Annotated in this window: 18 protein-coding genes; 7 read left to right on the top strand and 11 right to left on the bottom strand. The window is 74.0% G+C overall.

Annotation, left to right across the window (positions count from 1 at the left end; translation table 11 throughout):
• Nucleotides 1-8 precede the first annotated feature (8 nt).
• The 8 genes from ACQEVC_RS13430 to ACQEVC_RS13395 form a co-directional block, all read right to left on the bottom strand.
• Nucleotides 9-251 (bottom strand): helix-turn-helix transcriptional regulator, encoded by a 243-nt coding sequence (locus tag ACQEVC_RS13430; RefSeq protein WP_318396006.1) that lies wholly within the window; start codon nucleotides 249-251, stop codon nucleotides 9-11.
• Nucleotides 251-1102 carry an ABC transporter permease gene (locus ACQEVC_RS13425; RefSeq protein WP_432876789.1) on the bottom strand — a complete coding sequence of 284 codons (852 nt, stop codon included), beginning with the start codon at nucleotides 1100-1102 and terminating at the stop codon, nucleotides 251-253. Before ACQEVC_RS13425 ends, ACQEVC_RS13430 begins: the two co-directional genes overlap by 1 nt.
• Complete coding sequence (locus ACQEVC_RS13420) at nucleotides 1099-2070, bottom strand: ABC transporter ATP-binding protein (protein WP_432876787.1); 972 nt, start codon at nucleotides 2068-2070, stop codon at nucleotides 1099-1101. Before ACQEVC_RS13420 ends, ACQEVC_RS13425 begins: the two co-directional genes overlap by 4 nt.
• Before the next feature lie 154 nt (nucleotides 2071-2224).
• Nucleotides 2225-3427 (bottom strand): adenylyltransferase/sulfurtransferase MoeZ, encoded by a 1203-nt coding sequence (moeZ, locus tag ACQEVC_RS13415; protein ID WP_318396103.1) that lies wholly within the window; start codon nucleotides 3425-3427, stop codon nucleotides 2225-2227.
• A gap of 127 nt (nucleotides 3428-3554) precedes the next feature.
• Nucleotides 3555-4409: a DUF3152 domain-containing protein gene (locus ACQEVC_RS13410; protein WP_432876785.1), complete on the bottom strand. Its 855-nt coding sequence runs from the start codon at nucleotides 4407-4409 to the stop codon at nucleotides 3555-3557.
• 141 nt (nucleotides 4410-4550) lie between these two features.
• Complete coding sequence (locus ACQEVC_RS13405) at nucleotides 4551-5330, bottom strand: DUF3152 domain-containing protein (protein ID WP_432891360.1); 780 nt, start codon at nucleotides 5328-5330, stop codon at nucleotides 4551-4553.
• A 209-nt stretch (nucleotides 5331-5539) separates the two neighbouring features.
• Nucleotides 5540-6505 (bottom strand): alpha/beta fold hydrolase, encoded by a 966-nt coding sequence (locus ACQEVC_RS13400; RefSeq protein WP_432876783.1) that lies wholly within the window; start codon nucleotides 6503-6505, stop codon nucleotides 5540-5542.
• Between the two features lie 129 nt (nucleotides 6506-6634).
• Complete coding sequence (locus ACQEVC_RS13395) at nucleotides 6635-9499, bottom strand: hypothetical protein (RefSeq protein WP_432876781.1); 2865 nt, start codon at nucleotides 9497-9499, stop codon at nucleotides 6635-6637.
• A 147-nt stretch (nucleotides 9500-9646) separates the two neighbouring features.
• Between ACQEVC_RS13395 and ACQEVC_RS13390 the strand changes: the two genes are divergently transcribed.
• Both ACQEVC_RS13390 and ACQEVC_RS13385 read left to right on the top strand, forming a co-directional pair.
• Nucleotides 9647-10285, top strand: coding sequence for a TetR/AcrR family transcriptional regulator (locus tag ACQEVC_RS13390; protein WP_432876779.1), 639 nt, complete (start codon nucleotides 9647-9649; stop codon nucleotides 10283-10285).
• 91 nt (nucleotides 10286-10376) lie between these two features.
• Entirely contained in the window at nucleotides 10377-10604 is a 228-nt protein-coding gene (locus ACQEVC_RS13385; RefSeq protein WP_318396012.1) for a DUF3107 domain-containing protein, read from the top strand.
• 200 nt (nucleotides 10605-10804) lie between these two features.
• Here the strand turns inward: ACQEVC_RS13385 and ACQEVC_RS13380 are convergent, their stop codons facing one another.
• The gene (locus ACQEVC_RS13380; RefSeq protein WP_432876776.1) at nucleotides 10805-11509 is read right to left on the bottom strand and encodes a ferritin-like fold-containing protein; all 705 of its coding nucleotides are present in this window, start codon (nucleotides 11507-11509) and stop codon (nucleotides 10805-10807) included.
• A gap of 396 nt (nucleotides 11510-11905) precedes the next feature.
• Here ACQEVC_RS13380 and ACQEVC_RS13375 point away from each other — a divergent pair, with 396 nt between their 5' ends.
• The 3 genes from ACQEVC_RS13375 (at nucleotide 11906) to ACQEVC_RS13365 (ending at nucleotide 15605) form a co-directional block, all read left to right on the top strand.
• A complete protein-coding gene (locus ACQEVC_RS13375; protein WP_432876774.1) occupies nucleotides 11906-13606 on the top strand; it encodes a DEAD/DEAH box helicase in 1701 nt (566 codons plus the stop codon).
• Entirely contained in the window at nucleotides 13607-14752 is a 1146-nt protein-coding gene (locus tag ACQEVC_RS13370; RefSeq protein WP_432876772.1) for a class I SAM-dependent methyltransferase, read from the top strand.
• Between the two features lie 430 nt (nucleotides 14753-15182).
• Entirely contained in the window at nucleotides 15183-15605 is a 423-nt protein-coding gene (locus ACQEVC_RS13365; protein WP_318396105.1) for a helix-turn-helix domain-containing protein, read from the top strand.
• 64 nt (nucleotides 15606-15669) lie between these two features.
• Here ACQEVC_RS13365 and ACQEVC_RS13360 read toward each other — a convergent pair whose 3' ends face one another.
• On the bottom strand, nucleotides 15670-16797 hold the full coding sequence (locus ACQEVC_RS13360; protein WP_432876770.1) for a hypothetical protein: 1128 nt from the start codon (nucleotides 16795-16797) through the stop codon (nucleotides 15670-15672).
• Between the two features lie 139 nt (nucleotides 16798-16936).
• Here ACQEVC_RS13360 and ACQEVC_RS13355 point away from each other — a divergent pair, with 139 nt between their 5' ends.
• A complete protein-coding gene (locus ACQEVC_RS13355) occupies nucleotides 16937-17851 on the top strand; it encodes an NlpC/P60 family protein (RefSeq protein ID WP_432876768.1) in 915 nt (304 codons plus the stop codon).
• Between the two features lie 23 nt (nucleotides 17852-17874).
• Here ACQEVC_RS13355 and ACQEVC_RS13350 read toward each other — a convergent pair whose 3' ends face one another.
• Nucleotides 17875-20109, bottom strand: a complete 2235-nt coding sequence (locus ACQEVC_RS13350) for a DEAD/DEAH box helicase (RefSeq protein WP_432876766.1) — start codon at nucleotides 20107-20109, stop codon at nucleotides 17875-17877.
• 132 nt (nucleotides 20110-20241) lie between these two features.
• On the opposite strand from ACQEVC_RS13350, the gene ACQEVC_RS13345 reads away from it, so the two are divergent.
• On the top strand, nucleotides 20242-22959 hold the full coding sequence (locus ACQEVC_RS13345) for a hypothetical protein (RefSeq protein WP_432876764.1): 2718 nt from the start codon (nucleotides 20242-20244) through the stop codon (nucleotides 22957-22959).
• Nucleotides 22960-22962: the final 3 nt, after the last annotated feature.

The raw sequence follows: 22962 nt of genomic DNA, 5'->3' as shown, positions 1-22962 counted from the left end.
CCGCAGGCTCAGGCCGTGGCCCGTTCGGCGGCGCCGATCCGGGGGAAGGGCTCGGTGGAGAAGACCACCTCCACCGAGACCTCGAAGTACTGCGCGATCCGCAGCGCCAGGTGCAGGCTCGGGTTGTATTCGCCGCGTTCCAGGTAACCGATCGTCTGGTAGTGCACCCCGAGCGCGTCGGCGAGATCCCGTCGGGAGATCCCGCGTTCGGCCCGGAGCACCGCGATGCGGTTGTAGATCGCCTCGCTCATCAGTTGATCCTCTGCATCGCCTTCTCCTTCCGAGCGGCGACGCTCGAACCGGATTCCCGCCGGGCCATCCGGCGCAATACGATCGGCGCCACCACCAGGCCCAGCACGGCCCAGCCGGCGAGCATGCCGAACGTCTCCAGGTGTCGCCAGGACCCACCGATCTCCACCGCCGCCAGTTCGGGCGGCAGCAGGGCCGAACGCGTGCCCAGGCCCAGCCAGTAGACCGGGAACGCCTGGCCGATCCACTGCAACCAGACCGGGAAGTTGGTGATCGGATAGAAGATCCCGGAGGTCGCGACGAGGCCCATGATAGGCAGCATGATGACGCCGACGTTGCGGGGGTTGGCGAAGAGTGAGCCGAGGATCGCACCGAGTGGCAGGCAGGCGACCAGGCCGAGTACGAGTACCCCGAGCAGGGTCAGCCAGGCGCCCGGGCCGCGCAGTTCCACCCCGTCCACCAGCAACACTCCGGGAATCACCAGGATGACGGAGCTGATCAGCGTCATCCCGGAGACCTGCACCACCTTGCCGACCAGATAGCCGAGCATGCCGTTCGGAATCGCCTTGGCCCGCAGCAGGGTGCCGTCCTCCCGTTCGACGGTGAGGGCCATCATCATCGTCACCAGCGCCCCGAACGCCAGCCCGCCGCCGAGCACGCTGGGCAGCGTACGGGCGCCGAGCGAGAAGTTCGTGCCGGGCACCGTGGCGTCCCGCATGAAGAACATGACGACCAGGAACGCCAGGTTGGGGAAGAAGTAGTTCCACAGGTCCTGCACGCTCACCAGGCTCTGCCGCACCTCGATCCCGCCGCGCCGTACCCCGGCCCGGAGGGCGATCACCGTCGGGTTCACCGGCCCGCCTCCTCGAACTCGCGCAGCGTGGCGAGGCTCCGGCCGGACTCGAACTCCCGGACCAGTGCCATGTAGGTGTCCTCCAGGCTCGCTCGCCGGACCTCCAGATCGGCGACGCCGTCGCCGTACTGCTGGAACAACTCCCGGACGAACGTGGTGGCATCGGTGGTGGCGTGCACGAACCGCTGCCCGTCCCGGCTCCACTTGACCTCGGCCTCCGAGGACATCCGCCGGGAGAGTTGGTCTGCCGAGCCGTCGGCGATGATCGAGCCGCCGGCCAGGATCAGGATCCGGTCGGCCAGCTTCTCGGCCTCGTCCAGGTCGTGCGTGGTGAGCAGGATCGTGGTCTGCTCCAGGTCGGTGAGCCGGTGCACCAGGTCGTGGAACTCGCGCCGGGCCTCCGGGTCGAATCCGGCCGTGGGCTCGTCGAGGAAGAGCAGCTCGGGACGGCCGACGATGCCGATCGCGACGTCCAGCCGCCGCCGCTGCCCCCCGGAGAGCTGGCCGACCCGCTTGGTGGCGTGCGGGTTGAGCCCGACGGCGTCGATCAGGTCGTCGACGTCCCACGGCCGCCGGATCTGGTCGGTCGAGTAGGGCAGGTAGTACGAGCCGAGGTGGCCGAGCAGCTCACGCACCCGCCACTTGGCGTGGTCGCGCCAGGACTGGAGCACCACGCCCAGCCGGGCCCGCCACCGCTCGTCCCCGTGTGCCGGGTCCACGCCGACCACGGCGACCTCGCCGGCCGACCGCATCCGGAACCCCTCCAGGATCTCGATGGTCGTCGTCTTGCCGGCACCGTTGGGGCCGAGCAGCGCCAGCACCTCGCCGGGCCGGGCCGTGAACGTGACGCCGGTCAGCACGTCGGTGCTGCCGTAGCGCATCCGCAGATCACGGACGTCCAGCACGGGCTGCTCGACCGGCGACCCGGCGGGCTCGGAGGTCCGGCCCGGAGTCTCGGCGATGGTCATAGATCTACACCCCCTCGTCCAACCTCTACGCGAGGAGATAGTACATCTACTACACAACTGAGCAAGAGTATTGCCAACGCGATGCGGGGCAGCTCCGGGAGGGAGCTGCCCCGCATCGGGGTACCGGGCCAGGCCCGGCGCGAGATCGAAAGGTTCAGTAGGCGGGCAGCGACGGGTCGATCTGCTTGATCCAGGAGAGCACCCCGCCCTGCACGTGCACCGCGTCGCGGAAACCGGCGGCCTTCACCGCGGCCAGCGCCTCCGCGGAGCGTACGCCGGACTTGCAGTGCAGCACGATCTGCTTGTCCTGCGGCAGCGTGGCCAGCGCCGTACCGGAGAGGATGTCGCCCTTCGGGATCAGCGTCGCGCCGGGGATACGGACGATCTCGTATTCCGCCGGCTCCCGGACGTCGACCAGGAAGATGTCCTTGCCGGCGTCCTGCCACTCCTTCAGCTCCCGGGCCGTGATGGTCGAGTCGGCCACCGCCTCCTCGGCCTCCGGCGAGACCGCGCCGCAGAAGTCCTCGTAGTCCTCCAGCAGCTCGGTGACGGTCGGGTTCTCCCCGCAGAGCGCGCAGTTCGGGTCCTTGCGGACCTTGATCTTCCGGTACGACATCTCCAGCGCGTCGTAGACCGTCAGCCGGCCGACCAGCGGCTCGCCGATCCCGGTCAGCAGCTTGATCGCCTCGGTGACCTGGATCGAGCCGATCGAGGCGCAGAGCACGCCGAGCACCCCGCCCTCGGCGCAGGACGGCACCATGCCGGGCGGCGGCGGCTCCGGGTAGAGGCAGCGGTAGCAGGGGCCGTGCTCGGCCCAGAACACCGACGCCTGCCCGTCGAACCGGTAGATCGACCCCCAGACGTACGGCTTGCCGAGCAGTACCGCCGCGTCGTTGACCATGTAGCGGGTGGCGAAGTTGTCCGTACCGTCGACGATCAGGTCGTACTGGCCGAAGATCTCCAGCACGTTGTCCCGGTCCAGTGCGGTGTTGTGGATCTCGACCTGCACCAGCGGGTTGATCTCGCGGATGCTCGCCGCCGCGGACTCGGCCTTCGACCGGCCGACGTCCGACTGACCGTGGATGATCTGCCGCTGGAGGTTCGACTCGTCGACGGTGTCGAAGTCGATGATGCCGAGCGTGCCGACCCCGGCCGCGGCCAGGTACATCAGGGCGGGCGAGCCGAGGCCGCCGGCACCGACGCAGAGCACCCGGGCGTTTTTCAGCCGCTTCTGCCCCTCGACCCCGACGTCCGGGATGATCAGGTGGCGCGAGTAGCGGCGGATCTCGTCAACGGTCAGCTCGGCGGCGGGCTCGACGAGCGGGGGCAGTGACACGGTGGACTCCCCGGTTCGGATCCTCGCTCAGCCGGCGGCTGAGCGCATCGACAGTGGCATGTCCGGCCATTGTTCCTCGCCGAGGCGCGAATAGACCATGAGCTGAAACACCTGCCCGAAATCCGGGAGCGGGGAATACGACCGCCGGTCAGGGGATCGGCGGACCGACGTACCGCTGCCCGTCCACGTACGGCCAGCCGTTCGGCGCGCAGCCGCGCAGCCCGTACGTCTGCTGGAGCATCACCGGCGCCGGTGCACCGGGCCGGGGACAGCCCTGGTGCTCCTCGCCGAGTTCGTGCCCGACCTCGTGGTTCACGGCGAATGCCTGGTAGACCTCAAGTGACGCACCGTAGTCGGGCACTGCGGTCAGCCAGCGCCCGACGTTCAGCACCACCTGCCCCGGCAGCCGGCACGAGCCGTACCGCTCGGTGTGCAGGCCGGCGGTGCCGCACATCCGCTCCGAGGTCCCCGGAGTGGCCAGGAAGACGGTGAACTGGGCCTTCGTCGCCTTGGCCACCCGCTGGAGCCGGAGCTTCCCGGACGCCGTCCAGCCCCGTGGGTCGCCGAGCACCGCGTCGACGGCGGCGGCGAAGGTGGCCACGTCCTGCCCCATGCCCTGCTCCACGGCGACGTGGTAGCGACGCAGCGTACCCGCCTTGCCGAGCACCCGGCCGGCGGAGGCGTACCCGAAGGTGCCCGGCCCGGTGGTCGGATAGCCGGCGCCGGGGTCGGTGGTCGGACCGCTCCGCCCGGCCGCCGTGCTCGCCGCCCCGGCGACCACCCCGCCCCGGCCGGCCGCGGCCACGGTCGAACCGAACCCGCCCGGCCGGGTGTGCACCAAACCGACCGTGAGCAGGCCGGCGGCGACCGCCAGCAGTGCGAGCGCGACGGTACGGCGGCGCCGTCGACGGGCCTGAGCGGCGGCGACCCGCTGCCGTTCGAGCCGGCCGCCGGAGCGCGCGGGAAAACGGCCATGGTCGGGAGGGTTTGCCGGATTCGTCATGGCGGGCCTCAGCCTTCCATGCCGGCGGGTCAGCGTCCAGGGTCGCTTTCTCCATACCGGCGGGTCAGCGCTTTCTTCATGCCGGCGGGTCAGCGCTTTCTCCATGCCGGCGGGTCAGCGTCCAGGTCGCTTTCCCACCGCCTACAGCGAGGGACCGGCGTACCGTTCGCCCTCCAGGTACGGCCACGGGTTCGGCACGCAGCCGTCGAGGAAGAGCGTCTGCTGCATCATCACCGGGGCGGCCCGACCCCGGCGGGGACAGCGCTCGTGCCCGTGCCCCAGTTCGTGCCCGACCTCGTGGTTGACCACGTACGTCCGGTACCGGTCCAGCGGCACCCTGGCCGACACGTAGTGCGGGACGGAGCGCATCCAGCGGTCCAGGTTGATGATGACCCGTCCGGTGCCCCGGCAGGAGGTGTACGGCTTGCCGCCGACCCGGATGTCCACTCCGGACGCGGCGCACATCTGCCGGGCCGTACCGGCGGTGACCAGGTACACCGTGAAGTCGTGCCCGGCCTTGTCCGGTACCCGCTGCAACCGCAGCCGCCCGCTGCCGATCCAGCTGCGCGGGTCGGCCAGCGAGGCGTCCACCTTCGCGGCGAACTCCGCGACGCGCTCATCGACGTTCCGCTCCACCGCCACCCGGTAGCGCCGCACCGCCCCGGCCCGGCCCAGCAGCTCGCCCCGGCCGGTGGCATAGCTGAAACTGCCCGGCCCGGTCGACGGCACCGGGTCGGTGAGCCGCAGCACCGGCGCGGGCGGCCGGCTCGGTGTGGGCGTCGGGGTGGCGGTCGCGACGGCGGCCGGCGTCGTCGCCGGTACGGCCGGCTGGGCGACGGCCTGCGGCTCGTCCCCGGCCAACCGGTCGGCCGGTGGCACCAGGACCCCGACCACCCCGACCGCGCCGGCCACAGCCAGCATGAGCACCACCAGCCTCCGGCCGCGCCGGAACCGCCGGGCCCGGTCCCGATGCGGCGAGTCGGAAGCCGGCGGTACGGCACCCGGTGCCGGGGGTTGGCGACGCTCTCTCTTCCACACAGTTACTTAGTACGCCCGGCCTGCCCGGTTGGTTGCACCCGTAACTCCAGATCACCCGCCGGAGTCGGCCGGCGGCGGTCACCGGACGGCGGTCAGCGGGGGGCGGTCGGCAGCGGGCTGGTCTCGTCCAGCAGCGCCAGCGCCGCCCGGGCGACCGTCCGGGGCACCTCGAGCTGCGCGACGTGCCCGACGCCGGTCAGCAGCAGCAGTCGGCTGTCCGGAATGGCCCGGGCAACCTGCGCCGGTACCCGGACGTCGACCAGCCGGTCCTGTCCGCCGCCGATCACCAGCGTCGGGGCGGTGATCATGGTGGCGATCCGCCAGAGCGAGCCGGACCCCGGCAGGTACGCCCGGACGAAACTGCCGACCAGGCCGCGCAGCGTACGCAGGTAGGCCGCCGCGTAGTGCTCCGTCGTGTACCGGATCCGGATCTCCTCGATCGCCTCCAGCCGGCGCTGGTCGCAGATTCGGGTCGTGTCGGCGACACACGCCTCCATCACCTGCCGGGCCAGCTCCTCCGGCGGCAACTGGGTCAGCCAGCGCGAGGCGAACCGCTCCGCCATGGGCACCGCCAGCAGTGGCAGTACCCGACCCTGGAGGGACCGGCGCGGGTCCAGGAACGGCATCGCCGGTGAGACCAGGGTGAGCGTACGGACCAGGTCGGGGCGGAGACCGGCGACGCGTACCGAGACCGCACCGCCGAGCGAGTTGCCGAACAGGTGCACCGGCCCCCGACCGGAGTGCTCGATGTACCGGATCACCCGGTCGGCGAAGGCCGGGATGGTGTATTTCCGGGCCGGGTCGCTCCGCCCGAAGCCGGGCAGGTCAATGGCGTGCCCGTCGAGCCGGTCGGCGAGCAGACCGGCGAGGTCGGTCCAGTTCTGGGCCGAGCCGCCCAGCCCGTGCACGTAGAGCGCCGGCTCGCCGTCCGACCGGGTGGCCGGGGTCTCCCGGACGTAGGTGATCGAGCCGTCGACCCGTACGCCCCGGCCGGGCCAGGGTGGCGGCACCTCGTCCCGGGCGATCGACTCGTCCGCCGCCAGCAGCGCACGCTTCATCAGTCAAGTGTGCCGGCCGTACGGAGATCACGCGGCGGGCCGGACCAGGCCGGGCCGGGAACGGGTCCGGGGCGGAGGCCCGTCTGGATGCCTCCGCCCCGGTTCGTTCCGTTTGCCCCGCCGGTCGGGTCAGGTGAGCAACGCCTCAAGCCGGCGGTTCACCGCTGCCAGGGTGGCCCGGACCACGGCCTGCCGCGGGTCGCCGGAGACCAGCGCCGAGCCGGCGAGCTGCTCGACCCAACCGTCGCAGACCAGCAGCACCACCACGGTGGCGACCTCGCAACTGCCGAACGGCACCACCGCCGCGTGCTCGACGAAGCAGCGGCCCCGCTCGGTGACCCGGGTGGAGGCGCTGAGCAGCTCGTCGATGGCCGCGGCCGCCGCCACGGCGCAGAGCCGCAGCACGTACCCGTCGACGGCGGGACCGGTGGCCAGCCCGGCCGCCGGCTGCCTTCCGGCGGCCAGCCGTACCTCGACGGTGGCGTCCAGGCCGAAGGTGCTCACCTGCACGTGGTCGATGATCACCCGGGGTCCGGGCGGCGAACCCGGGTTCAGCGGCCGGGACGGCGCGGTCTCGGTGGTGGTCACCGGGCTTCCGGAGTAGGAGCTGCCGACGGTGCTGGGGTTGGCGCCGAGCGGTGGAGCGCTCCGGCCGGCCTCTCCGGGCGGCGCCGTCGGCGGCTCGCCGACGGTGGCCCGACCGCGGTGACCCGGTGCCTGGTGCCGGCGACGCGGCTCCTCGGTCACCGGCTCGGCCCGGGGCTCCGGCTCGGCCGGCGGCGCGTGCCGGGGCTGCCCCGGACCGGGCCGGGTCGGCGCGGCGGTCCCGGTGAAGCCGGGCGGGGTCGGTGCCGGTGCCGGCGCGCCGGGCAGGTTCTGCGGGGCGGCGGCCAGTCCCATCCGTTCCTGGAGCAGCCGTGCCACGTGCCGGCTCACCTCGGCGGGATCGGCGCCGTCGGCGAGGTCCAGGCGCAGGCTGTGCGCCCCGGCCGGGGTGGTACGCAGCGAGGCGTCGCGTACCCCGGCGACTCCCCGGACCGCGTCCAGGATCGCGTTGACGTCGAAGCCGTCCGGTCGCTCGCGCAGCTGTGCCGCTCCGTCCTCCCGACGCAGATGGGTGGCGATCCGGGCCAGCTCGGGCGTCTCGGCGGGCGGCTCCACGGCGGGTGGCTCCGGCACGGTGGGCACGTCTGGCTCGGCCGGGACGCGTTGCGGCAACACGTCACCGGGGTCCGCCGGCCGCGCGGCGGGCGCGGGCTCCGCCGGGGCCGACTCCGGATAGCGGTACGGCGCGCCGGGGTAGCTCGGCCCGGTCGGCAACGCCAGGGCCTCCCGCCGGTACGGATATCCGGGCGCCTGCCCTACCGGCGGATAGCCGGCTGGTTCGGCACCCGGCGGCGGGCCGGTCGGCCCGGACGGATAACCGGAATGCTCGGCAGCGGGGGCGGGCCCGGGCGACGGATGGCCCGCCGACTCCGCACCCGGGGCGGGCCCCGGGGGCGGGCCTGGTGGGCCCGACGGCTCCGCGCCCGGCGTCGAGGGGGCCAGCCCGGCCGGGCCGGGCAGGTAGCGGGGCGACTCCGGCCCGGTCGGGCCGGACAGCCCGCCGGGACCCGGCAGGTAGCCCGGCGCCTCCGGCCCGGGCGAGGGCGGCCCGGGATAGCCGCCGGGCTCGTTCGGCGCGGACCGCCGGCCCGCAGTCTCCGGCGCCGCCGGGACGTGCCGGGCAGCCGCGGGGTTCGCGAAGCCCGTGTTGGCCGACGGCGGCAGGGCGTGCCCCTCTCGGGGGATCGGCCCGGTCGGCGATTCGGGTACCCGCTGCGCCGGCTGGTCGGCCCAGCTCGGCGACCAGTGCTGCTCCCGCCCGCCGGGGACCTCCGGCTCGTGGGCCGGCTCGGGCTGCGCGACGGCCTCTGCGGCGTGCTGGCTCTCCGGCTGCCGGCCGCCCTCCTGCTCCGGGGGTACGCCGGCCGGGGCCCATGGCGGGGCCCAGCCGGATGACCAGTTCGCCGGCTCCTGAGCACGGACGTCGGCCGGATGGACCGGCGCCGGTCCGCGCTCGTCGCCTTCGGCCGGACCCCAGCCCGGTCCCGCCGGCCCGGCCTGCTCCGGAACGGGCGGCAGGGCCGGGGAACGGTCGGGCTGGCGGGGCACGGCGGGCATCAGCGCGGTCATCTCGGTCACCGGCGGATGGTCGTGCTCGGACGGTGGCCGGAAACCGCGGCCGCGCTCGAAGTCCGCCGCGACCAGGTGCTCGGGCTGCGCCCCGCCGCCCAGCTGCCCGGGCGGCGCAAACGGCGGCCCGGAGGTCACGGCCGGCGGTCCGGAGATGGCGGCCGGCGGGCCCGACGTCACCACCGGCGGTGCCGGCGCGGCGCTGGGCGGCCCCGAGACCGCGGCCGGCGGTCCGGAGGTCGGTCCGGGGTAGGCCGGTGCCGACGGCTCCCCCCAGCGCGGCGGGTGGCCGGTCGGTCCGATGCCGGCGCGTTCCGGCTCTGCGTAGCCGGGTTCGCCGAAGGCGTGCCGGGCGGCACCGGACTGATCCGGCTCGCCCGGCGGGAGTTGCCCCGGCTGCCCGGGATAGTCCGTGACGGCGACGCCCGGCAGCTCCGGCCCGGCTCCCGGCCGACCGACCGGATCGGCCCCCTCCACCTCGTACGGATAGCCCGGTCCGCCGCGCCAGCCCCGCTCCGGCTCGGGCACCTCGCCCAGGTGCACGCCGTTGACCGGTTGCCGAAGCTCGCGGATCGGGATGCTGGGCGAGACCGGCAGCGGGCGGGGGCTGTAGGCCGAGTGGTCGGCCCAGCCGCGGCTCACCGCCGGCTCGACCGGCTGGTGCCACTGCCGTCCGTTCGGATCGACGCCGACCTCGGCGCCGGACCAGCCCGCGTCGGCCGCCCAGCCGTTGGCGGGACGGGCCGGGTCACCCTGCGGACCTGCCCCGTTACCGTGTTCTCCCGGTGTGGGGGCTCCGGGTTGCCCTGTTTCGTCCACCGTGCGCTCCTTGGTCGCCCCCGCTGAGGCTACCGTGTGGTGGCAGTGCCGATAAGTTACAGCGGCGGGCTAATTCGGCAGTCGAGTGATGGATCCCTGCTCCGGTCGGAACGAGTCGACGGCGTGCGAGGTGAAGCGGAGGTGACCATGACCCAGGTGGGAAACGGCGCGCAGACGGCCGGCCGCCCAACGCGGCTGCCGCGCTCGGCACGGCGTAAGCAACTGCTGGCGGCGGCCCAGGATGTGTTCGTCGCCCAGGGATACCACTCGGCCGCGATGGACGACATCGCCGAGCGGGCCGGGGTCTCCAAGCCCGTTCTCTACCAGCACTTCCCCGGAAAGCTGGAGCTCTATCTGGCGCTGCTGGACACGCACTGCGACGCGATCGTGGCCAAGGTCCGGGAGGCGATGGCGGCGACCACCGACAACAAGGAACGGGTCAGCGGGGCCGTCCGGGCGTACTTCGACTTCGTCGACCACGAGAGCGGCGCGTTCCGGCTGGTGTTCGAGTCGGACCTGCGCAACGAGCCGGCCGTACGCGAGCGGGTCGAACGGGTGGAGCAGGGCTGCATCGCCGCCATCACCGACGCCATCATCTCGGACACCGGGGTGAGCCGGTCCCGGGCCGAACTGCTCGCCTCCGGGCTGGTCGGCGCGGCCGAGACCGCGGCCCAGTTCTGGCTCGCCGGCGGGCGGCAGGTGCCGAAGGCCGAGGCCGAGGCGCTGCTCACCGGGCTGTCCTGGCGCGGAATCGCGAGCTTTCCGTTGCAGGGCGAGTCAGCCTGAACGGTTGCAGGGCGAGTCAGCCTGAACGTAACCGGCGCGGATCGGATAGCCTTTCCGACGGCGGATCTTTCGCCCCGAACGAGGAGGCCACGTGGAGGTCAAGATCGGCGTGCAGTACGCGCCGCGCGAGCTGGTCCTGGAGAGCGCGCAGACGCCGGCCGAGATCGAGCAGATCGTGACCGACGCCCTCAGCAGCAACGACGGCACGCTGTCGCTGACGGACGAGAAGGGCCGTCGGGTCATCGTGCCGGTCAGCAAGGTGGCCTACGTCGAGATCGCCGAGGCATCGCCCCGGGCGGTCGGCTTCGTCGCCCGCTGACCCGGACCCGGACCCGCGCCCGCCCCGGCACCGTCGGGGCGGGGCACCGCCTGGTCGCCACCACCGGCAGCCTGGTCGCCACCACCGGCAGCACCGGAGCCGGGTCGCCGTGCACGACCTGCGGCTGCGGGCACCGGGGCACAGCATCCGGGCGGCGGTCGCGGCCAACCCGGGACGGGAGTCGTTCGCACCGACCGGGCTCAGTTGTTCAGCCCGACCGCCGACATCCTCGCGGTGTGCGCGGCGGTCAGTCGCTTGAACAGCGTCTGCACGCCCGACTGGTCGTCGAAGCCGGTCGCGATCAGGGCGGTCAGCGCCACCCGCTCGCCGGCGGTCCGTCCCGCCTGGGATAGCCCCTCGCCGACCAGCCGCCGGGCCCACATCGAGAGCCGGTTCGCGACCTTCGGGTCGGCCTGGATGGCGAGCCGGATCTCCTGACCGGCGAACTCGTCGTACCGGGAGCCGTGCAGCACGTCGAGCACGAGCTGCCGGTCGGGCTCGGCCAGGAACCCCGCCATCTCCCGGAGGAAGTCGTCGGCGACGGCGTCCCCGACGTACGCCTTGGTCAGCGCCTCCAGCCAGTCCTTCGGCTCGGTCGAGTCGTGGTACGACTGGAGCGCCGGCACGAACGGGGCCATCGCCTCGCCGGGCGGTACGCCGAGTTCGGTCAGCCGGTCGGCGAGCCGCCGGTAGTTGGCGATCTCGACGGCGGCCATTTCGCTCAGTACGGCACGTCGAGCCAGATCAGGGGCCAACCGGGCGTCGGCGGCCATCCGGTCGAAAGCCACCAGTTCGCCGTACGCGACCAGGCCCAGCAGGTCGACGACGGCGCCGGGGACGGTCGGGCCGGCCGGCTCGGCGGGGATGCGGGACGGGATCGGGGCGGGCTCTGCGGGGGCGGACACGCCCGCAGGGTACCGCTCGGCCGCCCGGGCCGGGCCCCGCCGGCAAAGGACCCGCCGCACCGAACGGCACCGCCCCGCCGGCCCGACAGTCGCCGGGTACGTGGGCCACCCGCCGGAGCAGATATGTAACGCACGTCACATCGCCGGACCCCGGTCGACGGGCGCCTCCCGGGACCGGAGACGTCGTTTGCCGGGCTCAGGTAGCATGGATCAGTTGCCGAAGGAGGCAGAGGCCCGGAAGACCTCAATCGTTTCCGGAAATCCTGTCCTACGGCGCGCGCGTGCGGCCCGGTCTTCTACTCGGCGTTCAGCCGTCGACCGTGTGGCCCGCGCCATACCGACATCGCGCCCTACGGACGAACGGGGCGCACCACGAGAGGGCACCCCCACAACCACATGAGCGATCACATCGAAAACATCATGGCCGGCCAGGCGCTGGCCGCCGACGCACCGGTCCGACCCGAGGCGCCCACCTTCGCCGAACTCGGCGCCCGTCAGGAGACCGTGGCCGCGCTCGAAGCGGTGGGCATCACCCGGGCGTTCGCCATCCAGGAATACGCCGTGCCGATCGCGCTGCGCGGCACCGACCTGATCGGCCAGGCGCCGACCGGTACCGGCAAGACGCTCGGCTTCGGCGTACCGCTGCTGGAGCGGCTCTTCGCGCCCGGCGAGGGCAGTGACGGGCTGCCGCAGGCCCTGGTCGTCGTACCGACCCGGGAGCTGGGGCTCCAGGTCGCGAAGGACCTCGCCGCGGCGGGCAAGACCCGGGGCGTACGGGTGCTGCCGATCTACGGCGGCGTGGCGTACGAGCCGCAGGTCGAGGCGCTGCGCAAGGGCGTCGAGATCCTGGTCGGTACGCCGGGCCGGCTGCTCGACCTGGCCAAGCAGAAGCAGATCCGGCTGGACCGGGTGCACGCGCTCGTCCTGGACGAGGCGGACCGGATGCTCGACCTGGGCTTCCTGGACGACGTCGAGAAGATCCTGGCGATGCTGCCGGAGGACCGGCAGACCATGCTCTTCTCGGCCACCATGCCGGAGCCGATCGTCGCGCTGTCCCGCCGGTTCCTCCGGCACCCGGTGAACATCCACGCCGGGCACACCGCCGAGACCGGGCCGTCGCCGCTGACCGAGCAACTGGTCTACCGCACCCACTCGATGAACAAGATCGAGATCGTCGCCCGGATCATGCAGGCGCGCGGGCGCGGACTGACGATGATCTTCACCCGTACCAAGCGGGCCGCCGACCGGGTCGCCGAAGACCTCGACTTCCGTGGGTTCGCGGTCGCGGCCGTACACGGTGACCTGGGTCAGGGCGCCCGGGAGCGGGCGCTGCGGGCGTTCCGGGCCGGCAAGATCGACATCCTGGTCGCCACCGACGTGGCGGCCCGGGGGCTGGACGTCACCGGGGTCACCCACGTGGTCAACTACGACTGCCCGGAGGACCAGGACACCTACACGCACCGGATCGGCCGCACCGGTCGGGCCGGCGCCACCGGGGTCGCGGTGACCTTCGTCGACTGGGACGACATGCCCCGCTGGCGGATCATCGACAAGACCCTCGGGCTGGAGATGCCGGAGCCGCCGGAGACGTACCACACCTCCGCGCACCTCTACACGGACCTGGACATCCCGACCGATGTCGCCGGTACCCTGCCGTCCGCCGAGCGGACCCGGGCCGGGCTGTCGGCCGAGGTCGAGGAGGACCTCGGCGGCCGGTCCCGGAGCACCGGTGGCCGGCGCGGGCCGGGTCGCGGCGACGGCGCGGGCCGGTCCCGCGACCGGCGCGCCGGCGGTAGCCGCAGCGCCGGCACGGCCGACCCGGTGGTTCCCGAGGCCGAGGTGACCGGCGAGGACGAGCCGCGCCGCCGGCAGCGCCGCCGGCGCCGGGCGGGCGAGGTCGTCGCCGGCACGCAGGGCGCGCCCGAGCCGGCCGAGGCCGGTGCGACCAGGGCCGAGGCGACCAGGACCGAGGCGACCGAGGCCGGCAGCGGTGGCGGCGCGTCGACCGCAGTCGAGGCCGACGGGTCCGCCAAGCCGCGCCGCCGGCGCCGCCGCAGTCGCCGGGGTACCGGTGGCGACGCCGCCACCGGCGAGTAGATGCCGCAACAGCTTGACGCAGCGCTCGCGCAGGTGCGGGCGCTGCTGCTCGATCCCGGGTTGACCCGCGCCGTCGCCGCCGGGCGGCGGCGTGGACAACTCCCCACCGTGGTACGCGCCGAACTGCGCCCGGTCGCCCTCAAGTCGGGCGCCCGGCTCCAGATCGTCACCGACGACGGCGCCCGGCCGTTCACCCGGAACGTGGCACCCGGCCCCGAGGCGGACGCGGCGGTCGACGCGCTGCTGGCCGAGCCGTTCGGCAACTGGCACGTCGAGACCGCGACCGCCACCCTGCAACTGCGGGTCACCAAGCGGGGCGAGGCGCAGTTGCACCAGGTCGCCGCGGAGCGGCCCGCGACACCGGCCACCTCGCACGACCGGGCCCGGGAGCACCTGCTCGACCCCGGTGACCCGCTGTTCGCCGCGATCGGTGGCAGCGCGGCCAAGCGCCGGCAGGTCGACGCGTTCCTGCGCGCCCTCGCGGCCACCCTGCCGGAGGAGCTGACCGGCCCGCTGCGGGTGGTGGACCTCGGCTGCGGCAACGCGTACCTGAGCTTCGCGGCGTACCGCTACCTGGCCGGGCGGGGCATCGAGGTGGAACTGGTCGGCGTGGACGTACGCGAGGACCAGCGACGCCGCAACACCGCGCTCGCCGAGCAGCTCGGCTACGCCGACCGGGTACGCTTCGTCGCCGGCACCATCCTGGAGGCGACGGTCGAACCCGCTCCCGACCTGGTACTGGCGCTGCACGCCTGCGACACCGCGACCGACGAGGCGCTGGCCCGGGCGGTGCGCTGGGGGGCCCGGTGGATCCTCGCCGCCCCGTGCTGCCACCACGACCTCGCCGCGCAGCTGCGGGAGCACCCGGCCCCGGGCCCGTACGACCTGCTGGTCCGGCAGGGCATCCTGCGGGAGCGCTTCGCCGACGTACTCACCGACGCGCTGCGGGCGGCGCTGCTCCGGCTGCACGGCTACCGGGTCGAGGTGGTGGAGTTCGTCGACTCCCAGCACACCCCGCGAAACCTGCTGCTCCGGGCCCGGCACACCGGCGCCGAGCCGACCGGGCAGCAGCGCGACGACTACCGGGAGCTGGCCGGCGACTGGCAGCTCACCCCACGGTTGCAGACCCTGCTCGGTTCGGCCTGACCCGCACCATCCGCCCGGCAGCGGTCCGGGACCGGCGGGGACCGGTGGCCCCGTCAACCGAGCGGTTGAAGGGGATGTCCGACGACCGCCCGGGCCGGGGCGGCCACCCGGGCTGACCCGTACCGCCGGCCGCTCGGGCTGCCCGCACGGCCGCCTCCGGGTCCGGGTCGCGGCGCCCGAGGCCGAGTCGCGGCGCCCGAGGCCGAGTCGCGGCGCCCGAGGCCGAGTCGCGGCGCCGGGGCCGGGCCGCCGACCGGCGGTTCATCGGCCGTACCGGCGGAACTCTTCGGACGATCGGGTAGCCGGGGCCGATGCCGGCCGACCGTTGGTACGGGCGGGGTGGGTGCGATCAGTCGGCTTTGCCGGCCACGCTTCCGGATTACTCTCGAAAGACCACCCGAAGTCCGGGCGAAAGGGTTTTCCGCTGAGCATCGGTGCCGCACAGGAATCGCCGCAGGCGGCCTTCGCCCGCTTCGTCCGGCGGGCCATCGACGACGCCAAGAGCGAGCGCGGCTGGACCGTCAGCGACGTCGCCGCGCACACCGGTGTGGGCCGCTCCACCCTGTTCCGCTGGCTCGCCGGGGACTGGCAGGACTATCCGGAGCTGGCCAAGGTACGCGGATTCTGCACCGCCCTGGACGTACCGGTCGGGGTGGCCTTCCGGGCGCTCGGCCTGCCCGACGGCGAGCAGCCCGGCCCGCCCCGGCGGGACCGGATCGAGTCGCCGGTGGACGCCGACCTCCGGGTGATCATGAGTCGGCTCGCCGACCCCGGCGTACCGCCGGAGGAGAAGAAGCTGATCCGGGACATGTTGCGTTATCTGGCCCACCGGCCGGTCCGCCGCGCCGGCTGACCGGAGGTGTCATCGCCCCTGGACAGGTTCCCGGACGGCAGGGTCTCGGGCCGGGCTTCCGCGCTCAGGGCACCGTCAGGGTGAACTCGGCCGTGTGCACCGCGCCGGCCACCTGGAAGTCGAAGTACATCCGGTACCGCCCGGAACTCGGCGCGGCGAGCCAGAACTTCACCGCCCCGCCCACCAACTCGGGCTCCGGGTGGACGTGCACGTAGCCCAGGTCGCCCTCCCGCAACACCACCAGGTGCCCGTACGCGCCGAGGTAGGGCTCCAACGCGGTGACCGGGTTGCCGCCGGAGAAGACCCGGAACAGCACCGGCTGGCTGGCCCCGACCTGCGGAGTCCCCTCGTAGGTGACGGTGAACCCGTCGACCGTCGCCTCCCGGGCCGCCGCCGGCAGTGGTCGGGGAGCGTAGTCACCCGCGACCACCAGGTCCACCCCGAGAGTCAGCGGGAGCTGCCCGCCGCTGCCGTCGAGCGCGGTGAAGTCGGCGTACGCCCGCCAGACGCCCGGGGTGGGCAGGGTCAGCGGCACGCTCCAGGTGCCGTCCATCGCCATCGTCGGATGCAGGTGCTGGTAGCCGCTGAGATCCCGACGGGCCACGATCATGTGCAGCGGCTTCTCGTGCACCACCGCGTACCCGGTCACCGGCTGGCGGTCCGGGCCGCGTACCTGGAACCGGAAGTCCTGGGCCCGGCCGGCGGCCAGGGTCGTGCCGGCCGGCACCAGGGTGTAGCCGCTCGCGCTCACGCTCAGGCCGCCCGGCTCGGCACCGCCGGCCGGACCGCCGGGCGCCCCGGTGGGATGCTCGTGCGGCCCCGTCCCCGGCGGATGGCTGTGGTCGGTGGCGCTGGCCGCCGGCTGCCCGCCACCGCCGGCCGCCGGAGTGCCGCCGCCGTTCATCCGGCCGAGTCCGAACCCGGCGAGCAGGGCGAGCACCAGGCCACCCACGGTGAGCGCGAGGCGTACCGTGCCCCGGTCCGGCACGGCCGACTCGGCGGATCCGGCGGGGTCGCCGGCCGGTCGACGGTCCCGGGAAGGGCCGTCCGCCGCCCGCCGGGCAGCGCCCGACGCCGGCCCGGTCCGGCCGGTCTCCGGCGCCGCTGGCTGCTCACGCGTCACGACCGGCAGGTTACCGTCCCGGTCCGGCGGGTCACCGTCCCGGGCCGGCGGCGCTGCGAGGCCGGTCACCGGTGATCCGGAGCCAGCGACAGGCATCACGGCACGAAAGCGAATAGCTTCGATGCGTGGCCTCCGGTCGGCATCGATCGTTAGATAGATCGTGCCGACCACCGCATTGCCACGTCGCGCCGCTGCACTCGCCGTCGGGATGACCGTGGCGTTGTCGCTCGTCCCCGCACCGGGCCGGGCCGCACCGCCCACCGACCCCGCCGAGCGGATCGCGGACGCGGCGGAGCAGTTGGAGATCGTCGTCGAGCAGTACAACGACCTGCGGGAGACGCTGCGGGAGACCCGGGCGCGCAGCGCGGCCCTGCACGCCGAGATGGGGCCGCTGGAGCGCGCGATCGAGGCGCACCGTACCGAGGTCAGCCTGATCGCCGCCCGGGCGTACCGCACCGGCGACACCCACGCGCTGGGAGTGGTGGGCAGCCTGCTGGGCGCCGCCACCCCGGAGAACCTGATGGACCCGCTGCTCCTGCTCGACCGGCTGAGCCGGGAGCAGCACCGGATGATCGCGGCGCTGACCGAGGCGCACGACCGGCTGGCCAGGGCGCGGCGCACCGTCGAGGCGCTCGCCGCCCGGCAGCGGAGCCAGGAGCGGCAGCTCGCCGCGCGGAAGCTGGCGATCGAGACCGAACTGGCCCGGCTCGCCCGACTGCCCGGCCCCGACGAGCCGCCCGCCGGAGCCGCGCCCCGGCTGCCCGAGCCGCCGGCCGGAGCCGCCGGCAAGGCCGTCCGGTTCGCGTACGCCCAGCTCGGCAAGCCGTACCGGTGGGCCGGGGACGGTCCGGACGGGTACGACTGCTCCGGGCTCACCTCGGCCGCCTGGGCGGCTGCCGGCGTCCGGCTGCCGCACAACGCGGCTCGGCAGTACCGGGCGGTGACCCGGGTCAGCCGCGCCGCCCGGCAAGCCGGTGACCTGGTCTTCTACTACCGCGACCTGCACCACGTCGCCATCTACGTCGGCGACGGGAAGATCATCCACGCGCCGCGTACCGGCACCCGGATCCGGATCGACCGGGTCGACTACCAGCCGATCGTCGGATACGGCCGACCTCGCTGAGCCCCACCCCGCACTCGGATCGGTCAGCCGGCGACGGCGAGCGCGAACGGGAGCACACCCGGGGCACCGGCCTGACGCAGCAGGCGGGCGACGACCGTCATGGTCCAGCCCGAGTCGACGAGATCGTCGACCAGCAGGACCGGGCCGGTCAGCCCGGCCAACGCCCCGACCAGTGATTCGGGTAGCGGGAAGGCGCCGTGCAGCGCGCGTACCCGCTGGGCGCTGTTGCCGCGCGGGCCGGCACCGGCGGGTCCGCCGTCCCGGGCCGGCACCTCGCCGAGCAGCGGCAGCCGGCCGACCCGGGCGATCCGGTCGGCCAGTCCGTGCACCAGCCGGGGTCGCCGCCGCGAACCGACCGCGAGTACGGCGACCGGCCGGGCCGGCCACGGGTCGTCGCCGTGCGCCCACGCCTTCAGCACCTCGACCACGGCGGTCGCCACGTCCTCCGGCAACTCCGCGTCCGGCGCCTGCGGCCCGGTCAACGCGCGCAGCCGGCCACCCCAGCCGAGATCGGAGAGCCGCCCGACCGCCCGCCCCGGGTACGCCTGCTCGGCCGGCCCGATCTTGCCGCGCAGCGGTACCCCGACCGCCTCCAGCCCGGTCGGCCAGAGCTTCTTCGCCGGGATCTGCACCCCGGGGCGGCCGAGGAACGCCTGCGCGGCGGCGAGCGCCGGTGCCGACACGCCGGCGTCGAACCGGGCCCCGGTGCAGCGGTCGCAGCGCCCGCAGGCGGTCGCCGCCGGGTCGTCCAGGCAGCGGCGGAGGAACTCCATCCGGCAGCCGGCGGTCGAGGCGTACTCCCGCATGGCCTGCTGCTCGGCGGTGCGGGCCTCCGCCACCCGGCGCAGCCGGGCCGCGTCGTAGTGCCACGGCTCACCGGTGGCCAGCCAGCCGCCCCGGACCCGGCGTACCGCGCCGTCGACGTCGAGCACCTTGAGCATCAGCTCCAGCCGGGTCCGGCGCAGGTCGACGATCGGCTCCAGGGCCGGTGTGGAGAGCGGACGGTCCGGGTGCAGGGCGGCGAGGACGGCCCGGACCTGCTCCTCGGGCGGAAAGGCCAGCGAGGCGAAGTACCGCCAGATGGCCTGGTCCTCGGCACCGGGCAGCAGCAGCACGTCGGCCGCTCCGACGGCCCGGCCGGCCCGGCCGACCTGCTGGTAGTAGGCGATCGGCGACGGCGGCGCACCCAGGTGCACCACGAAACCCAGGTCCGGCTTGTCGAATCCCATGCCCAGCGCCGAGGTGGCGACCAGCGCCTTGATCTTGTTGTCGAGCAGGTCCTGCTCGGCGGCGCGGCGGTCGGCGTCGTCCGCCTGGCCGGTGTACGACGCGACGGCGTAGCCCCGGCCGCGCAGGAACTCGGCGGTCTCGCCGGCCGCCGCCACGGTCAGGGTGTAGATGATCCCCGAGCCGGGCAGCCGGTCGAGCTGGTCGGCCAGCCAGCCGAGCCGGTGCGCCGGGCTCGGCAGGTCGAGTACGGCCAGCCGCAGCGACTCGCGGTCCAGCGGTCCGCGCAGCACCAGTGCGTCGCCGAGCTGCTCGGCCACGTCGTCGGTGACCCGGCTGTTGGCGGTGGCGGTGGTGGCCAGTACCGGCGTGCCGGCCGGCAACCCGGCCAGGAAGGTACGCAGCCGCCGGTAGTCGGGACGGAAGTCGTGCCCCCAGTCGGAGACGCAGTGCGCCTCGTCGACCACCAGCAGCCCGGTGGTGGCGGCGAGCCGGGGCAGTACGCCGTCCCGGAAATCCGGGTTGTTCAACCGTTCCGGGCTGATCAGCAGTACGTCGACCGTGCCGTCCTCGATCTCGGCGACGATCTCGTCCCACTCGTCGAGGTTGGCCGAGTTGATGGTGCGGGCCCGGATCCCGGCCCGGGCCGCCGCCTCCACCTGGTTGCGCATCAGCGCCAGCAGCGGCGAGACGATCACGGTCGGCCCGGTACGCCCCGCCCCCGCCTCGGCGGACTGTCGGAGCAGGGCGGTCGCGACGAAGTAGACGGCGGACTTGCCCCAGCCGGTCCGCTGCACGCAGAGCACCCGGCGCCGCTGCACCACCAGCGCCTCGATGGCCCGCCACTGGTCGTCCCGGAGCCGGGCGTGCTCGCCGGCCAACCGGCGCAGTACGCCCTCGGCCCGCTCGCGTACCGACCCCGGCTCCGCGCCGGCCGGCCCCCGATCGTCGAGCTGCCCGCCGGTCGGCTCGTGGTCGTCGGGCGGCCCGCCGATCGGCTCGTGGTCGTCGGGCGTCCGGTCTGCGTCCATCCGGCCTTTCTACCAGGACACCACGACGGACCCCCGGCGCACCGTTACCCGGGTGAGGCCCGTCCGGCCTTGTCCCCACCTACGACACTGTGGTGATCTGTGCAACACGCATAGCAACTGCCGGAGGTGGGCATGCCAGGAGCGGCGACGACCCAGGGGCAGCCGACCTCGGGACGGGAACGCCTGCCGTCCGGCGGTTCGGAGTTCCTCGCCCTGCTGGCCCGGCTGCTGCGCCGGCCGCGCCGGGGAGACCGGCGGCTGCCGCTGATCTGGCTGGTCCGCTCGCCCGCCTCACCGGACCTGATCGCCCTGCTGCGCCGGGTACTCGGCCGGGGCCAGCGACGACGGATCCCGCACGCGGTCCTCGACCTGACCGAGCTGACCGCCACCGACATCGCCGCTGAGCTGCGGGAGGTGCACCGGCAGCTCTCCCTGGAGGCGTTCGGGGGCGAGCGGTTCCGATTCCGGCACTATCCGCTGGCCGACTGGCTGCTGCACCAGCCCGTACCGGAGTCGGCGGAGGCGGGCGAGGACCGCCGCCCCGCCCTGGCCCGGCAGCTCCGGGACCGGCGCGGCACCCGGCCGGGCAGTGACCCGGCCGGTGGCGGCGACGGCGACGGCGACCTCTTCTCCACCGTCTACCAGCTCGTCTTCTGGCTGGTCCGGCGGGCGATCCCGAGCGCGGTTTTCCGGGTCGCGGTCTCCGGTCGGGTGCCGCTGCTCGGGCCGCACTACCGGTGGTTCATGCGGCAGCAGTATCTGGCGCCCCGGCAGTCGGTGACCTTCCTCGGGTTCGCCGAACGGCTCACCGCCGGCTGGCGGGACGGGGAACAGCCGGACCAGGTGAACAAGCTGCTCGTGCACGCCTTCCTGGAGGACCTCCGGCAGGCGTACCGGCGCCGGCTCTGGCGGCCGTCGAGCTGGCGGCGCACGGCGTACCCGGTGTTGCTGTTGAACAACGTGACGGCCGGCGATCCGGGGCACACCCTGGTCCGGCTGGTCAACGACGTCCGCAACGAGACCGGCCGCAACGACCCGCTCCTGGTGGTCGCGGCCGGCGCCGAGCCACCGCCGGAGCTACCCGAGCCGTACGCCCTGGTCGACGCCGAGGAGGCGTACGACGAATGGGTGGACGTGCTGCCGGAGACCCGGCGGCTGCGCCGGCCGGCCGCCTGGCTGATCGCCCTGCTGCTCGGCGACCCGAGCGCGGGCTCGGAGCCGAGGGGCGGGCTGCTCAACTTCACCCCGCCGGGCCCGCCGTGGTGGAGTCGCCGGTTCCTCCCCACCGCGCTCGTCCTGCTGCTGGTCGCCGTCGTGGGGGTCTGGGTGAACTCGCGCTGGAGCCTGGACTGCCATCCCCGGCCGTTCGACGGCGCGGTCTCGGTGGCACGGGTCGGCGGCGAGTGCATCGGCTACAGCGACACGGCCGGGCATGTCTTCAACCGCGACCCGGGGCAGGACCGGCTCCGCGCCGTCCAGCGCCGCATCTTCGCCCAGAACGCCGCCGCCGAGCAGGTCTGGCAGCGCAGCGCGCAGCGCCGTCCGCTGGTCACCCTGGTCTACCTCGGCACGCTGACCGGCAACCGGACCCGGGCCGACGAGGAGTCGTACGTCTCCGAACGGGAGGAACTGGAGGGCATGGCCACCGCCCAGTACGCGCTGCTGCGCGAGTCGGCCGGTGCCGACGGTGCCGCGCTGCTCCGGGTGGTGGTCGCGAACGCCGGACAGCAGATGCGGCACGCCGGCCGGGCGGTGGCGATGCTCGAAGGGCTGGTCCGGGACGACCCGACCGTGCTCGGCGTGGTCGGGCTGGTGGAGAGCCGGACCAGCACCGCGGCGGCGCTGCGGGAACTCAACCGGATCGGCCTGCCGGCCCTGGCCCCGACGCTCTCCGCCGACGGCATGCACGAGAACTCCAAGCTCTACCTCCAGATCTCCGCACCCAACCGCGACCAGGCCGCGCTGATGGACGAGTACGCCCGGCAGGTGCTCCGGGTCAGCGGGGCGCACGTCTACTACACCACCGGGGAGAACAGCTCCCTGACCGAGGACCTGTACGTCGGCACGCTGGTCAACGATCTGCGCCAGCGGTTCGGCAACCGGCTGACCCGGGTGGAGGAGTGGCGTACCGGCCAGCGGATGACCCAGGAGTGCGGCTACACCGGCGTGCTGATCTTCGCCGGACGGTGGTCCGAGTTCGACGGCTTCCTCCGGGCGCTCAAGGAGTGCGGCCCGAACCCGCCCCGGCACCTGGTCGGCGACGACTCGGTCAACCGGTACATGGCCAATCCCGGTCTACGGGCCAGCGCGCCCGGCAACCTCCCGGTCACGTACGTCTCGAAGGCGGCCCTGGCCACCTGCGCCTCGCTGCGTACCGCCCGGGACCAGCGCGACGACGTGCGCGGCAGTTTCCTCTCCTGGATCCAGGCCGACGACCTGCTCGACTGGCCGCGCTGCCGGGACGACGGCCCGAGCGCCCAGGTCGGGGAGCGGGTCAGTCTCGCCTACGACGCCGCCACCATGGTGGTACGCGCGGTGGAGAGCCTCGCCGCCCGGCTGCGGCACGGCAGTCCGCGCGAGGCGTGGGATCCCCGGGCCGTCAACCCGGCCGGGGTGCACACCGAGGTACTGCGGCAGAACGCCGAGAACGGCTATCCGGGGGTCAGCGGCCTGATCCGGTTCGCGGCCGACTCGGGCGAGCCGGTGGCGAAGCGGCTCTCCCTGGTCCGGGTCGACCGGGTGAATGACATCAACACCGAACCGGTCGAGGTCTTCCACTGCGGCTCGGCCGACGACCCCGCCGAGCAGCGCTGCCGACCAGCGCAGTCCGGCCCGACCGGACCGGCCTGACCC

It is taken from the genome of Plantactinospora sp. CA-294935 (assembly GCF_050936445.1).
In the GTDB taxonomy this organism is placed as follows: domain Bacteria; phylum Actinomycetota; class Actinomycetes; order Mycobacteriales; family Micromonosporaceae; genus Plantactinospora.
Note: the sequence above shows the minus strand (reverse complement) of the source record. Positions and strands in the feature narration are given on the sequence as shown.

What these genes read in the sequence shown, in the direction of transcription:
- ACQEVC_RS13430 (WP_318396006.1), bottom strand. Translation starts at nt 251, where the DNA reads ATGAGCGAGGCGATCTACAACCGCATCGCGGTGCTCCGGGCCGAACGC.
- ACQEVC_RS13420 (WP_432876787.1), bottom strand. Translation starts at nt 2,070, where the DNA reads ATGACCATCGCCGAGACTCCGGGCCGGACCTCCGAGCCCGCCGGGTCG.
- ACQEVC_RS13410 (WP_432876785.1), bottom strand. Translation starts at nt 4,409, where the DNA reads ATGACGAATCCGGCAAACCCTCCCGACCATGGCCGTTTTCCCGCGCGC.
- ACQEVC_RS13405 (WP_432891360.1), bottom strand. Translation starts at nt 5,330, where the DNA reads ATGCTGGCTGTGGCCGGCGCGGTCGGGGTGGTCGGGGTCCTGGTGCCA.
- ACQEVC_RS13400 (WP_432876783.1), bottom strand. Translation starts at nt 6,505, where the DNA reads ATGAAGCGTGCGCTGCTGGCGGCGGACGAGTCGATCGCCCGGGACGAG.
- ACQEVC_RS13390 (WP_432876779.1), top strand. Translation starts at nt 9,647, where the DNA reads ATGACCCAGGTGGGAAACGGCGCGCAGACGGCCGGCCGCCCAACGCGG.
- ACQEVC_RS13375 (WP_432876774.1), top strand. Translation starts at nt 11,906, where the DNA reads ATGAGCGATCACATCGAAAACATCATGGCCGGCCAGGCGCTGGCCGCC.
- ACQEVC_RS13370 (WP_432876772.1), top strand. Translation starts at nt 13,607, where the DNA reads ATGCCGCAACAGCTTGACGCAGCGCTCGCGCAGGTGCGGGCGCTGCTG.
- ACQEVC_RS13355 (WP_432876768.1), top strand. Translation starts at nt 16,937, where the DNA reads ATGACCGTGGCGTTGTCGCTCGTCCCCGCACCGGGCCGGGCCGCACCG.
- ACQEVC_RS13350 (WP_432876766.1), bottom strand. Translation starts at nt 20,109, where the DNA reads ATGGACGCAGACCGGACGCCCGACGACCACGAGCCGATCGGCGGGCCG.
- ACQEVC_RS13345 (WP_432876764.1), top strand. Translation starts at nt 20,242, where the DNA reads ATGCCAGGAGCGGCGACGACCCAGGGGCAGCCGACCTCGGGACGGGAA.